The organism is Flavobacterium sp. PLA-DH12 (assembly GCF_059511845.1).
Genome location: NZ_JCAMPD010000002.1, coordinates 386,532 through 399,225, shown reverse-complemented (window position 1 = coordinate 399,225; position 12,694 = coordinate 386,532). Strand labels below are relative to the sequence as shown.

Annotated in this window: 13 protein-coding genes and 1 tRNA gene; 9 read left to right on the top strand and 5 right to left on the bottom strand. The window is 30.1% G+C overall.

Annotated elements, in window-relative coordinates; all coding sequences use genetic code 11:
* Positions 1–48 precede the first annotated feature (48 nt).
* Positions 49–318 (top strand): DUF1294 domain-containing protein, encoded by a 270-nt coding sequence (locus tag AC5ZCW_RS04865; protein ID WP_496118277.1) that lies wholly within the window; start codon positions 49–51, stop codon positions 316–318.
* Positions 319–474: 156 nt separating this feature from the next.
* Here AC5ZCW_RS04865 and rpiB read toward each other — a convergent pair whose 3' ends face one another.
* Both rpiB and AC5ZCW_RS04855 read right to left on the bottom strand, forming a co-directional pair.
* Positions 475–906, bottom strand: coding sequence for a ribose 5-phosphate isomerase B (gene rpiB / locus AC5ZCW_RS04860; RefSeq protein ID WP_091129181.1), 432 nt, complete (start codon positions 904–906; stop codon positions 475–477).
* 802 nt (positions 907–1,708) lie between these two features.
* The gene (locus tag AC5ZCW_RS04855; RefSeq protein WP_177211513.1) at positions 1,709–1,942 is read right to left on the bottom strand and encodes a putative signal transducing protein; all 234 of its coding nucleotides are present in this window, start codon (positions 1,940–1,942) and stop codon (positions 1,709–1,711) included.
* A gap of 110 nt (positions 1,943–2,052) precedes the next feature.
* On the opposite strand from AC5ZCW_RS04855, the gene rnr reads away from it, so the two are divergent.
* From rnr to AC5ZCW_RS04840, 3 genes are read left to right on the top strand one after another with little or no spacing between them, the layout of a single operon-like run.
* A complete protein-coding gene (gene rnr, locus AC5ZCW_RS04850; RefSeq protein WP_496118276.1) occupies positions 2,053–4,236 on the top strand; it encodes a ribonuclease R in 2,184 nt (727 codons plus the stop codon).
* A 22-nt stretch (positions 4,237–4,258) separates the two neighbouring features.
* Positions 4,259–4,927: a head GIN domain-containing protein gene (locus AC5ZCW_RS04845; RefSeq protein ID WP_343540722.1), complete on the top strand. Its 669-nt coding sequence runs from the start codon at positions 4,259–4,261 to the stop codon at positions 4,925–4,927.
* A 13-nt stretch (positions 4,928–4,940) separates the two neighbouring features.
* Complete coding sequence (locus AC5ZCW_RS04840) at positions 4,941–5,621, top strand: LysE family translocator (RefSeq protein ID WP_281634359.1); 681 nt, start codon at positions 4,941–4,943, stop codon at positions 5,619–5,621.
* 538 nt (positions 5,622–6,159) lie between these two features.
* Here AC5ZCW_RS04840 and AC5ZCW_RS04835 read toward each other — a convergent pair.
* Together AC5ZCW_RS04835 and folB are read right to left on the bottom strand one after the other, a co-directional pair.
* A tRNA-Cys gene (locus AC5ZCW_RS04835) sits at positions 6,160–6,230 on the bottom strand.
* A 94-nt stretch (positions 6,231–6,324) separates the two neighbouring features.
* Entirely contained in the window at positions 6,325–6,684 is a 360-nt protein-coding gene (gene folB / locus AC5ZCW_RS04830) for a dihydroneopterin aldolase (RefSeq protein ID WP_496118275.1), read from the bottom strand.
* 107 nt (positions 6,685–6,791) lie between these two features.
* Between folB and AC5ZCW_RS04825 the strand changes: the two genes are divergently transcribed.
* The 5 genes from AC5ZCW_RS04825 (at position 6,792) to AC5ZCW_RS04805 (ending at position 11,580) form a co-directional block, all read left to right on the top strand.
* Positions 6,792–8,909, top strand: coding sequence for a glutamine--tRNA ligase/YqeY domain fusion protein (locus tag AC5ZCW_RS04825; protein WP_496118274.1), 2,118 nt, complete (start codon positions 6,792–6,794; stop codon positions 8,907–8,909).
* A gap of 1,089 nt (positions 8,910–9,998) precedes the next feature.
* On the top strand, positions 9,999–10,478 hold the full coding sequence (locus tag AC5ZCW_RS04820) for a hypothetical protein (RefSeq protein ID WP_496118273.1): 480 nt from the start codon (positions 9,999–10,001) through the stop codon (positions 10,476–10,478).
* A gap of 93 nt (positions 10,479–10,571) precedes the next feature.
* Complete coding sequence (locus AC5ZCW_RS04815; protein WP_111378726.1) at positions 10,572–10,898, top strand: YtxH domain-containing protein; 327 nt, start codon at positions 10,572–10,574, stop codon at positions 10,896–10,898.
* Between the two features lie 74 nt (positions 10,899–10,972).
* Positions 10,973–11,323: a competence protein gene (locus tag AC5ZCW_RS04810; RefSeq protein WP_198855072.1), complete on the top strand. Its 351-nt coding sequence runs from the start codon at positions 10,973–10,975 to the stop codon at positions 11,321–11,323.
* A gap of 2 nt (positions 11,324–11,325) precedes the next feature.
* On the top strand, positions 11,326–11,580 hold the full coding sequence (locus tag AC5ZCW_RS04805) for a DUF6327 family protein (RefSeq protein WP_177211520.1): 255 nt from the start codon (positions 11,326–11,328) through the stop codon (positions 11,578–11,580).
* A 20-nt stretch (positions 11,581–11,600) separates the two neighbouring features.
* Here AC5ZCW_RS04805 and AC5ZCW_RS04800 read toward each other — a convergent pair whose 3' ends face one another.
* A complete protein-coding gene (locus AC5ZCW_RS04800; protein WP_343540727.1) occupies positions 11,601–12,584 on the bottom strand; it encodes an SPFH domain-containing protein in 984 nt (327 codons plus the stop codon).
* Positions 12,585–12,694: the final 110 nt, after the last annotated feature.

Below are 12,694 nucleotides of genomic sequence, written 5' to 3'. Positions count from 1 at the left end.
GATCAAACATTTGGCTAAAATAATATCTTTGTTTCTAATTTTAAGCCTATGAAAATTTTTTTACTCTATTTTTTAATTGTTAACATACTTGTTTTTATTCTCGTTGGTTATGATAAAAATAGGGCTAGAAAAAATAAAAGAAGAATTCCCGAAAATACGTTATTCTTTCTGCAACTTATCGGCGGAACTCCAGGGTTATTAACAGCAATGTTATTATTTAAACATAAAACGAGTAAAACTTCTTTTATTGTAAAGTTTGTTCTGATTTTGATAATTCAAGTAGCGCTTATAATTGCCTTATTAAATTACAAAAAGTAGATATTAACATTGTTGATAACTCGAAAACTACTGTTTTTATACAAATTTAAATAACTGAATTACAAATATTTAAATAAAAAACCGGACAAATTTAAAAATCGGCCCGGTGTGTTTTATTTATAATAGGTGCGAAGCACCGAATTTTTTTTTGACTTTTTAAGAACAAGCAATTTTGTTCACTCTATTTTGATGCCTTCCGCCTTCAAACGCTGTATCAAGGAAAGTTTCAACGATTTCAACAGCTTGATGAATAGATGTAAATCTCGCTGGAATACTCACAATATTGGCATCATTGTGTAAACGTGTTAAATACGCAATTTCTTTAGTCCAGCATAATCCAGCTCTCACTTTCGGGTGTTTATTAACAGTCATTGCAATTCCGTTACCACTTCCGCAGATTACGATTCCAAAATCTGCTTTTCCTTCAGATACATCATTGGCAACTGGATGCCCGAAATCTGGATAATCTACAGAAGCATCAGTATCTGTTCCATAATTCGTTACCTCATATCCTCTAGCTTTAAGCATTTCAACAATTGCTTTTTTATATTCAGGTCCTGCGTGGTCGTTTCCTATCGAAATTTTCATTTTTCTATACTATTAAGTTGTGTTATGCAAATTTACTTAATAAATAGATGTTCGCCACGAATTAGGCTAATTTTCACAAATTTTTTTCTTTATAGATACTATATCAACAAACCAATTTATAATTAACATACATTCGTAAATTCGTTACGAAAATGCTCATTTTACAACTATCTTACTGTCAAAACCTTATCAGTTATTAACAATTTTAATAAGTCTATAACTATCTCACAATCAATGAAGAATAAACATAATATTTGTTAAAATTTTGAGGTGTTAATAGCAGTTTGTAATTACTTGATATTCAATTAACTTTAAGTTAACAGAAAATGTTAATAAGTTCGAAAAGAAAATTAGAAGTTTTTTTTGGTTGTTTCGAAAAAATGCTTAATCCAAAACTGGATTTAAATATGCAAGAAAAGTTTCGTGAATTTTTGGAAAAGTTATCAATATCAAAAATACCATTTTCAACAGAAATCAACATATCAACTTATCTACAAAATGAATTCAATTTTGGTTGTCAACCGTTGTTAATTAAAATACAAAAAGTCTTATAAATAAGTATTTTAACTAAAAATAACTATGTTGATAACTCAGAATAACTAAGAGAAACTTCATTTCAATACTTTTAAAAATAAATTTATTCGACATATTAACACACTATAATAACCAACAAATTTTTTTAAATTTTTAAAAATCTTTTTTGTTGTATTTAATATATGTTGAAAACTAAAAAAGGTTGAAAAGGAAAAAAAAATTTAATTTGAATTTTACTCTTGATTTGAATTTGTTTTTGAATTTTGTTTCAGACGATTTTGAGAGGATTGTTGAGATTGTCCAGAATTTGCTGAACTTCCTCGAAATCGTTTGGATGTACTTTAAGTTTGATTCCGCCCAGTGCAGCTGAGTATAAAGGAACGACAGAAAGTGTCATTTCGTTTTCAAAAAAATAAGGGATTCCTTCTTGTTCCAGTAAGTGTTTGAGAACCACTGTTTCGTGCTGATAATTGAATACGGCGATGGTTTGAAAGCTTTCCATAAAGGCTGTTTTTGTAAATGTACGAAAAGTTATAATTTTAATAATTCTAATTGTTAAAATCTATAATCTGATTTCTTATTTGTAATTTTAAACCTTATAAGAAAAGATATATGAGTAAGAAAATTAGAAAGCCGATAAAAAAAGAGAAAGATTTCTCTGGAAAAATACTTAAGATTTTATCGCAAAATGCTAATAAACCATTCAATTATAAACAGATAGGAGCAAAGCTTGAATTAGACGATACTAAAAGCAGAAACCAGATTATAAAAGATTTAAAAATACTGGCAGCTCAAAAAAAGATTATAGAAACTGAACCTGGAAAATACTTAGTAAAAGCAATAAGCCAGGATTACTACGAAGGAACGATAGATATGACGAGCAGAAAAACGGCATATTTTATTTGTGATGAATTTGAAGAAGATGTTTTTATTCCGACCAATAATTTGAATCGTGCGTTAGATAAAGATAAAGTTAAAGTCTACGTTTATAACAGAAGAAAAGGAAAAAGACCTGAAGGTGAAGTAATTGAAGTTATAGAAAGAGATAAAACAGAGTTTGTAGGTGTAATTGATATGCAACCCAACTTTGCTTTTGTTTCGACTGCAAACCCTAAAATGTATACCGATATTTTTATCCCTAAAGATAAAATTGGTGAAGCAGAAAACGGTGATGTTGTTTTGGTTAAGATTGAAGACTGGCCAAAAAGAGCCGATAGTCCGTTTGGATCTGTAATTCGAGTTTTAGGAAAACCTGGAGAACATAATACTGAAATTCATGCTATTTTAGCAGAATACGGATTGCCAGCAGATTTTCCTGTTGAAGTAGAAGTTTTTGCACAAAAATTAGATACTTCGATTCAGGAATCTGAGATTGCAAAGCGTCGTGATATGCGTGATACGCTAACGTTTACGATAGATCCAAAAGATGCAAAAGATTTTGATGATGCCTTGTCTTTCAAAAAGTTAGAAAATGGAAATTTCGAAATAGGAATTCATATTGCCGATGTTTCGTATTATCTAGAAGAAGGAACAATCTTGGATGATGAAGCATATCAAAGAGCTACTTCAGTTTATTTAGTAGATAGAGTAGTGCCAATGCTTCCAGAAGTATTGTCTAACTTTGCGTGTTCGTTACGTCCAAATGAAGAGAAATATACTTTTTCTGCTGTATTTGAAGTTTCTCCAACTGCACAAGTTATTAACCAATGGTTTGGAAGAACGGTAATTTATTCAGATCAGCGTTTTGCTTACGAAGAGGCTCAGCATATTATTGAAACTAAAGGAAATAATACAATTCCAGTTGATATTTCTATTACTGGAGAATCTTATGTGGTTTCAGATGAAATTGTGGAAGCAACCTTAAAACTAGATGAATTAGCTAAGATTTTAAGAAAGAAAAGAATGCAGCAAGGCGCTATTTCTTTTGATAAAGTTGAAGTGAAATTTAATCTTAATGAAGAAGGAGAACCAGAAGGAGTATATTTTAAAATATCAAAAGATGCTAATCATTTGATTGAAGAATTTATGCTTTTGGCTAACAGAAAAGTAGCAGAATATATTGGTAAGCAAAAGAAAACGTTTGTTTACCGTATTCACGACGAACCAAATGAAGATAAACTGGTTGCAATGCAAACTGTAATTGCTAAGTTTGGTTATAAGATTGATTTTAGAACAAAAGGTGATATAGCAAAATCAATAAACGCTTTGATGGAAGAAGTAAACGGTAAGAAAGAACAAAATCTTATTGATACTCTGGCTATTAGAAGTATGAGCAAAGCCAAATATTCGACTGATAATATTGGTCATTATGGTTTAGCTTTTGATTATTATAGCCATTTCACTTCGCCAATTCGTCGTTATCCAGACGTTATGGTACACCGTTTGCTGCAGTATTATTTGGACGGAGGAGCTTCTGTAGACGAAGAAACTTATGAAACGAAATGTCTGCATTGTTCAAACATGGAAAACTTAGCAACAAATGCTGAGCGAGATAGTATTAAATACATGCAGGTTAAATACATGCAGGATCATCAGGACGAAGAATTCCTTGGTGTTATTTCTGGTGTTACCGAATGGGGAATTTATGTTGAAATCGTTTCTAATAAATGCGAAGGAATGGTAAGAATCAGAGAAATAAAAGAAGATTACTATACTTTTGATGAAAGACAATATGCTTTGGTTGGAGCTACTTCAAACCGTTTATTGCAATTGGGAGATGAAATTTATGTAAAAGTAAAAAATGCTGACTTAGTGAAAAAACAACTTGATTTTCACTTTTTAAGAAGAGCAGAATAAATATTAATTTAAAAATAAAAGTATGAAAAAGCTAATTATAGGAGCAGCAATTTTATTTGTACAAATGTCTTTTGGTCAAGTTACCAAAGCGTTAGGAGATTTTGATACCGTAAAAGTATTTGATAAATTAAGCGTAAAATTAGTTCAGTCATCTGAAAATAAAATTGTTATAAAAGGAACAAGAGAAGCAGAGGTAGAGGCTGTAAATAAAAACGGAATTTTAAAATTAAGAATGCCTTTTCCAAAACTTCTTTCTGGAAATGATCTTGATATAACACTATATTACAAACATATAGAATTGATTGATGTCAATGAAGGAGCAGAAGTGAAGAGTGATGAAGCCATTAAAGCAACTTCTTTTAAAGTTAGCGCTCAGGAAGGCGGTCTTATTAATGTTGATCTCGATGTTGATAAACTAAAAGTAAGCTCTGTTTCAGGAGGTAAAATTACATTAACTGGAAAAGCTGCAAATCAAGATGCAAGTCTAGGAGCTGGTGGCTATTTACTAGCAAGTAAATTAGAGACATCTCAGACTACTGTAAGCGTTTCTGCGGGCGGAAAAGCAGATGTTAATGCTTCTACCCTTGTCGATGCAAAAGTGAGCGCAGGAGGCTCTATTTACATTTATGGAAAACCAAAGCAAATAAACCAAAAAACTGTTTTTGGTGGTAAAATAGAAGAAGTAAAATAACAAGTTGTAATTGATGATTAACGATATTCTAGCGGGACTTCCTTGGGGACTTGTTCTTAGTTTTATGGTAGGTCCGGTATTTTTTGTTTTATTAGAAACCAGTATAACAAAAGGATTTAGAGCTGCAATTGTATTTGATTTAGGCGTAGTATTGGGCGATATTTTCTTTATTGCGATCGCTTATCTTGGAAGTTATAGACTGATTTCTAGTTTAAAAGACGATCCAGCGCTTTTTATTTTTGGAGGAATAATTATGCTTACTTACGGTATTATATCGTTTGTAAAGCTAAAGAAAGAAGAGAAAATAAACGATGAAGAAATCGATCGTGATATTCTGAAAAGAAACTATGGCAGTTTGTTTGTAAAAGGGTTTTTATTGAACGTTATTAACATTGGTGTTCTTGGTTTTTGGCTTGCAGTTATTATTTCTGTCGGACCAAAATTAGATATGCAGACTTCAAGAATGATGACATTTTTTACTGCTGTAATTATCACTTACTTATTAATTGATTGCGCTAAGATTTTACTAGCCAAACAGTTAAAATCAAAAATGACTCCAACTAATATTCTTAAAATCAAAAAAGGAATTAGTGTTGTTTTAATGATCTTCGGATTTGCATTAGTAGTTCAAGGTTGGTTTCCAAAAGAAAAAGAAATGGTTAAAAATGCTTTCGAAAGAATAGAGAAGAAGTAGTTGTTAATAACTCAAAATTATAAAATTAAACCTCTGAATTTCAGAGGTTTTTTTGTATTTATAACTGTTAGTTTTGAACTTAGTCAAAGTTTGAAACTTTGACTAAGTTCAAAACAGTTTGTCATTTTGACGAAGGAGAAATCTCCGCAAGTAACTCCGCAACAATTATCCAATCTTTGTAGAGCTTCTCGTGGAGATTTCTCCTTCGTCGAAATGACAAGATTGTGTATAATTACGTTAAATAGAAAATCCGACAGGTCTTAAAAACCTGTCGGGTTTATGTAGAAGCTTTAATAATTAATTTTTTCTAAAATTAAACATAAAAAAGCCTTCAAAGCAATTTTAAGGTTTTAAGGCATCGTCCGGATTCGAACCAATATATTTAATTAATTTTTTCTAAAAATTAAGCACAAAAAAAAGAGACACATTTCTGTATCTCTTTTTGAGGCATCGTCCGGATTCGAACCAATGTATTTAATTAATTTTTTCTAAAAATTAGACACAAAAAAAAAGAGACACATTTCTGTATCTCTTTTTGAGGCATCGTCCGGATTCGAACCGGAGTAGGAGCTTTTGCAGAGCCCAGCCTAGCCGCTCGGCCACGACGCCATTACTTGAACGGTTGGCAAAAGTAACTAAAATCTTTAAATTTCAAAAGTTTCATAGTAACTATTTTAAAATTTTAGGATTTTAATTTTAAAGATTACTTTCTAATTTCCGTCATTTTTATAGTAACTGACTCAACATCACCACCAATAGGCGGATTTATTTTAGAAACCCAAACTGTGGTTTTTTCTATCATTTCTATCTCTGCCAGCACACGAATATTGATTCTTTTGGCCACATGTTCTAATAAATGCGAACGAATTGCCATTTCTTCAGCTACAATTTTGTTCAAATGAACATAATCAACAGTGTCTAAAAGATGATCTGTTTCTGCCGATTTCTGTAAATTGGTTTTAATTTTTAGATCTACTTTGTAATCAGATCCAATTTTTCCTTCTTCAATTAAACATCCGTGGTACGAAAAAGTACGGATATTTTTCAATTTTATAACTCCCATTTTTGTATTGTTTCACGTTTAAAGTTTCAGGTTTTATGCCAGTTAGATAACTTTAAACCTGAAACCTGAAACCTTTTTTTTATCTTTGCTAAAATTACTATAAAATAATGGCATCAGAAGAGAAATCACTCAATTTTATTGAACAAATCATAGAGGAAGACGTAAAATCAGGTCTTTCAAATACTAAACTTCGCTTTCGTTTTCCACCAGAACCTAATGGATATTTACACATTGGGCACGCGAGTTCTATTGCGTTAAATTTTGGTTTAGGAATTGATTATCAATCTCCTGTGAATTTACGTTTTGATGATACAAACCCTGAAAAAGAAGAGCAGGAATTTGTTGATGCTATTAAAAAAGATGTAGAATGGCTGGGTTACAAATGGGCAGAAGAATGTTATGCATCTGATTATTTCCAACAATTATACGATTGGGCAGTTTTCTTAATTAAGAAAGATAAAGCTTATGTTGACAGCCAATCTTCTGAAGAAATGGCGATCCAAAAAGGAACTCCAACAACTCCAGGAACTGACAGTCCATACAGAAATCGTTCTGTTGAAGAAAATCTAGATTTATTCGAAAGAATGAAAAATGGTGAATTTGAGGCTGGTACTCATATTCTTCGTGCAAAAATTGACATGAAATCAACAAACATGTTAATGCGTGATCCTATCATGTATAGAATTTTACACAAACATCACCACAGAACTGGAGATGCTTGGAAAATCTATCCAATGTACGATTGGGCACACGGACAAAGTGATTATTTAGAACAAATTTCTCACTCATTTTGTACACTAGAATTTTTGCCTCACCGTGAATTGTACGATTGGTTTTTAGATCAGATTTTAGATGAAAATAAACTGCGTCCAAAGCAAAGAGAATTTGCTAGACGTAACTTATCACATACTGTTGTTAGTAAAAGAAAATTACAGCAACTAGTTAAAGAAAAGCATGTTAACGGTTGGGATGATCCAAGAATGTCAACAATTTCTGGATTAAGAAGACGTGGTTATACAGCTGCTTCTTTACGTAATTTTGCTAATACAATTGGTATTGCAAAGCGTGATAATTTAATCAATGTATCGGTTTTAGAATTCTGTATTCGTGAAGATTTGAACAAAATTGCACCTCGTGTAATGGCTGTTTTAGATCCTGTAAAACTGATAATTACCAATTATCCAGAAGGAAAAGAAGAGTGGTTGGAAGCTGAAAACAATCAGGAAGATGAAAATGCTGGTTTCAGAAAAGTACCTTTTTCTCGTGAATTATACATTGAAAGAGAAGACTTTTTAGAAGAAGCTCCAGCTAAGTTTTTCCGTTTGACTTTAGGAAAAGAAGTTCGTCTTAAAAATGCTTATATCATTAAAGGTGAATCAGTTGTAAAAGATGAAAACGGAAATATTACAGAAATACATGTAACGTATGATACTGATTCTTTAAGCGGAAGTGGGACAGAAGCAAGCCAAAGAAAAGTATCGGGAACATTACATTGGGTTTCTATTCAACATGCATTAGAAGCAGAAGTTCGTTTGTACGATCGTTTGTTTACAGATGAAGCTCCAGACAGTTATAAAGAGAAGAATTTCTTAGATTTTGTGAATCCAAATTCATTAGAAATTGTAACTGGATATGTTGAGCCAAGTTTATCAACGGCTCAAAATGAAGATAAATTTCAGTTTCAACGTTTAGGATATTTTACTGTTGATAAAGATTCAACTTCCTCAAAATTAGTGTTTAACAAAACTGTAGGATTGAAAGATGCTTGGGAAGAAAAAGGAAAAAAAGAGGAAAACAGCATCAATAATTCTTTGAAAGATATCAACAAATATTTTAAAGTTGAGACTAAACCAGAAAGAATTGCAATTGAAAGTGCAATAGGGGAGAACCTCAAAAATATCTCTAGTTTTTCTCTTTTACAGAATTCTTTGAAGAAGAATATCAACAATAATAAGGCTTCGCTATTGTTTTCTCAGTTTATTTTGAAATATTCAAACTGGAAATCAACAGATTTTGAAGAAGAAGATATTAAGAAATTATATTCAATGTCTCTAAAAAGTGAATCGACTTATGTTAGATCAAAAGCGCTTTTAAATTTAAGAGATATTGAAAGTGAAAGTTTCAAAAATCAATTTGATGATGAAATTTTGAAATTATATTCAAATCCACCAAAAAATGCTTCTGAAAGAGAAATTGAAATTCTTTCTGAAATGGTGAAGAAGTAATATCAGATAAATTTATTAAAAGCGCTTTTATAAGCGCTTTTTTTTATTATATAGATTAACTATTAAAATTGGTAAATTTATAAGTTTTATAGATTAAAAGTGACTCTCATAAATGGATTTTAATAAAAAATAAAAATATGTTGGATAAGGAATTCATTTTTTAAATTTTCGTTTATTTATAAGCTTTATTTGAATTTTAGTCTCTTTTAACTCCCAATTTTGTACTAAAGATGATTTATATAAATTTTATTGATAAATATTTTAATTTTAATTATATGTATTTATTATTTATAGAATCTATTGTATTTTAAATTTATATTTATTTTATAGATTAAAACTGACTCTCATAAATTAATTTTAAGAGAAGATAAAAAATGGTTAAATAGATAAGACCTTTTTTTGATTTTCATTCCATAAAACTTCTTATTTCAATTTTTTACTTTTTTTACTTCAATTTTCTTCTCCGAATCTAATAATTAATGTTTTTTCTTATTTTTTTAAATTTTGACTTCAATTTTAAAACTATAAATTTTAATTATTGATAATTATAAAATTATGTTTTTAATGATTATTTATAAAATTGATTAATATTTTATAAATTATAGTTTTTATAGATTAATTTTAACCTTCATAAATCGTTTTTAAGATGTTTTTTTAAGTGAATAGATATATAACTCATTTTTTAAATATTTGTTTATTTACGGTCTTTATTTTAATTTTTACTGTTATTTTAGTCAGTTTAACGGGTTGTTAACACACAATTGTTTATAAAACTGCTATTTTTAACTCAATACCAAAAGTCAGAGATGATTTTTGTAAAAAATTAAAATTTGCCGTAAAGAATCTAAGTTGAAATTTATTGTTTTTAGAAACTCGTAATTTTTATTACAATAGGTTTTCAAAACTGATTTCCTAAAAAGACAATTTTATGTTCTCATTTTTATTATGATGTAATTTTGATAATATTTCCCGTAAAAGATATTTTTTCAAATTGTATCATAATGTACAAAATTCCATAATGTTGAATTTGAGTGAAAGTTTAGTTTTTAAATTTCAGGTCTGACAATTTTTAATTTAAATCTAATTATCATGAAAATTTTATATTTCACACTAGCATTATTATTTGCAAATGTTGCAATTTCTCAAACACATCAAATTACAAAACACAACGGAGAACAGCTTGATGTAAATTTTATTAAATCTGAAAATGGTTTTGTTTACTATTCTTTGAACGGAAGTTCTGAAGAAATCAAAATCAGTAAATATGCAGTTTCATCTATTACAAATAAAGAAACAAAACAAACTCAAAAAGTTTCTGATAAAATAATAGTTGATTCAAAAGATGATTACAAAATGGTAACTGTTCTTCCGCAAGACAAAACAATAGGGCTGAAACAAGCAGCTAGTTTTACAGGAGTCTCAACAAGGACAAAAGGTGAACCGCCAATTGCAAATCAGAACCAGACTGCTATGAGAATCAAATCTAAATCGGCTTCAAATGGTTATCCTTTTGTCAGCATCGTTGAAAAAGCCGATGGGAAGTATGAAGCTGTAGCTTATGTGTATTAATAAGATTGTTAATTTTTTGTAAATTGCAATTAATCAAAGTTTTATCATTTTAAAAAAGAGTATCTTTATTAATAATTTTAAATTGTAACTATCATGTCTAAGAATTTAAATACAGCAGCAGCAATTTTGGCTGCAGCGGCTGCAGGAGCGGCAATTGGAATTTTATTTGCTCCAGATAAAGGATCAAAAACAAGAGCAAAAATTAAGGAAGGTATCGATGATGCTAAACATAATCTGAAAGATTCTTTTGATGCGAGCTCTGAAGTTCTTCGTGAAAAATTTACGAGTGCTACTCATAATCTTGACGGAACTTTGAATGAGTTACTTTCTAATGTCAGCCATAAAACTGAAGAAGTAATTACTTTTTTAGAAACTAAATTGGCTGAGTTAAAAGCACAAAATGCTAAACTTCAGAAATAATATTTTTATAGAGCACATTACTTGCTTATTTTTATAAGAAAGTTTTGTGCTTTTTTTTATCTAAAATTTTAAATATGGCTTTTGAAGAATTAAAAGAGAACACCGAAAAAGTTCAAGATCAGGCTAAAGAATACATTGAAAGTCATTTAGCTTATTACAAACTTTGGGGTTTTAAGGTTGCAATGAAGTCAACAACTTTGATCTTTAAGTTTACTTTGATTTTATTGTGTTTCAGTATGGTGATGATTTTTGGTTCTTTCGCCGCAGCGTATGCTTTTGGTTCTTTGTTTGAAAGTAATGCTCTCGGATTTTTGACAGTAGGAGGTATCTATTTAGTGATTACTATTTTGCTTTTCTTTATAAAAGACAAATTTGTTGAAGGACCAATTTTGGAGAAATTTTCAGAAATCTTTTTTAATGATTAATTATGGAAAGAAAAAAATACTCTTCGTATGCTGAGATTGAAAGAGATCTAGAAATTTTGAAATTGGAGAAAGAAATCAATTATCAGAAATTGGTTTTGAGTTTTCAGAAAACAAAGGAAAGTATCACTCCGCAAAATATTGTAAATGGTTTCATTTCATCTTACACGGATTACTTTTCGAATTCTTATGTAAAAATTCTACAGACCATTTTACCTTATGTAATCGGTTGGTTTATAAATAGAAAAAGAGGCGATTAAGCCTCTTTTTTATTTTAAAATTATTGTTGAACATCTGGTTGAATGTCATCTTCATAACCTGATTGTCTGTGAGTTGGTTTTGGTTTTTCAATTTTCTTATTTCCTTTTTTCATCATTTCGCCAACTTGGTTTGAAGCTGTAAATGATGCAACCATATTATTTAGCATATCGCTTCCAGCTTGTGGAGAATTTGGAAGAAGAATTAAGTTGGAGTTTGTATCAGATCCAATAGATTGTAAAGTATCATAATGCTGAGTAACTACAATTAGGGCAGAAGCTTCTTGCGAATTGATTCCAACTTGGTTCAAAACTTCAACACTTTCTACAAGACCTCTTGCAATTTCACGACGTTGATCTGCAATACCTTGTCCTTGTAAACGTTTACTTTCTGCTTCGGCTTTTGCTTTTGCAACGATTCTAATTCTTGAACTTTCTGCTTCAAATTCGGCGGCAGTTTTTTCTCTGTCAGCGGCGTTGATTCTATTCATCGCATTTTTTACCTGGATGTCTGGATCAATATCGGTAACCAAAGTATTGATGATATCATATCCGTAAGTAGACATTGCTTCGTTCAATTCACGTTTTACTGCAACTGCGATATCATCTTTTCTTTCAAAAACATCATCCAATTTTAGTTTTGGAACTTCGGCACGAACTACATCAAAAACGTAAGAAGTAATCTGATCGTGCGGATATTCAAGTTTATAAAAAGCTTCATATACTTTTTCCTGGATTACTTTGAACTGAACTGAAACTTTCATTTTAATAAAAACGTTGTCTCTAGTTTTAGTTTCAATGATAACATCCAATTGCTGAATTTTAAGATTTACACGTCCGGCCAATCTGTCAACCAACGGAATTTTAAGTTGTAATCCTGAATTTCTTACACTCTGAAATTTTCCAAATCGTTCGATAATAACAGACGATTGCTGTTTTACAGTAAAGAAAGACGACATGAAAATGAAGAATGCCAATACTAAAAAGATAATAAATGCTGTACTCATGGTTATATAATTTATATTTATGATTCTGGTAAATTACGAAAATTCTTCTAAATTAAAATTTTAAAACATTAAAAAAACGCTAAGAACATTTAGTCGATGTTTCTTAGCGT

Excerpts from the sequence above, each read along its gene's own strand:
- AC5ZCW_RS04845 (WP_343540722.1), top strand. The coding sequence starts at position 4,259 with ATGAAAAAGCTAATTATAGGAGCAGCAATTTTATTTGTACAAATGTCT.
- AC5ZCW_RS04865 (WP_496118277.1), top strand. The coding sequence starts at position 49 with ATGAAAATTTTTTTACTCTATTTTTTAATTGTTAACATACTTGTTTTT.
- AC5ZCW_RS04810 (WP_198855072.1), top strand. The coding sequence starts at position 10,973 with ATGGCTTTTGAAGAATTAAAAGAGAACACCGAAAAAGTTCAAGATCAG.
- rpiB (WP_091129181.1), bottom strand. The coding sequence starts at position 906 with ATGAAAATTTCGATAGGAAACGACCACGCAGGACCTGAATATAAAAAA.
- AC5ZCW_RS04800 (WP_343540727.1), bottom strand. The coding sequence starts at position 12,584 with ATGAGTACAGCATTTATTATCTTTTTAGTATTGGCATTCTTCATTTTC.
- AC5ZCW_RS04840 (WP_281634359.1), top strand. The coding sequence starts at position 4,941 with ATGATTAACGATATTCTAGCGGGACTTCCTTGGGGACTTGTTCTTAGT.
- AC5ZCW_RS04815 (WP_111378726.1), top strand. The coding sequence starts at position 10,572 with ATGTCTAAGAATTTAAATACAGCAGCAGCAATTTTGGCTGCAGCGGCT.
- AC5ZCW_RS04820 (WP_496118273.1), top strand. The coding sequence starts at position 9,999 with ATGAAAATTTTATATTTCACACTAGCATTATTATTTGCAAATGTTGCA.
- AC5ZCW_RS04825 (WP_496118274.1), top strand. The coding sequence starts at position 6,792 with ATGGCATCAGAAGAGAAATCACTCAATTTTATTGAACAAATCATAGAG.
- folB (WP_496118275.1), bottom strand. The coding sequence starts at position 6,684 with ATGGGAGTTATAAAATTGAAAAATATCCGTACTTTTTCGTACCACGGA.
- rnr (WP_496118276.1), top strand. The coding sequence starts at position 2,053 with ATGAGTAAGAAAATTAGAAAGCCGATAAAAAAAGAGAAAGATTTCTCT.
- AC5ZCW_RS04805 (WP_177211520.1), top strand. The coding sequence starts at position 11,326 with ATGGAAAGAAAAAAATACTCTTCGTATGCTGAGATTGAAAGAGATCTA.
- AC5ZCW_RS04855 (WP_177211513.1), bottom strand. The coding sequence starts at position 1,942 with ATGGAAAGCTTTCAAACCATCGCCGTATTCAATTATCAGCACGAAACA.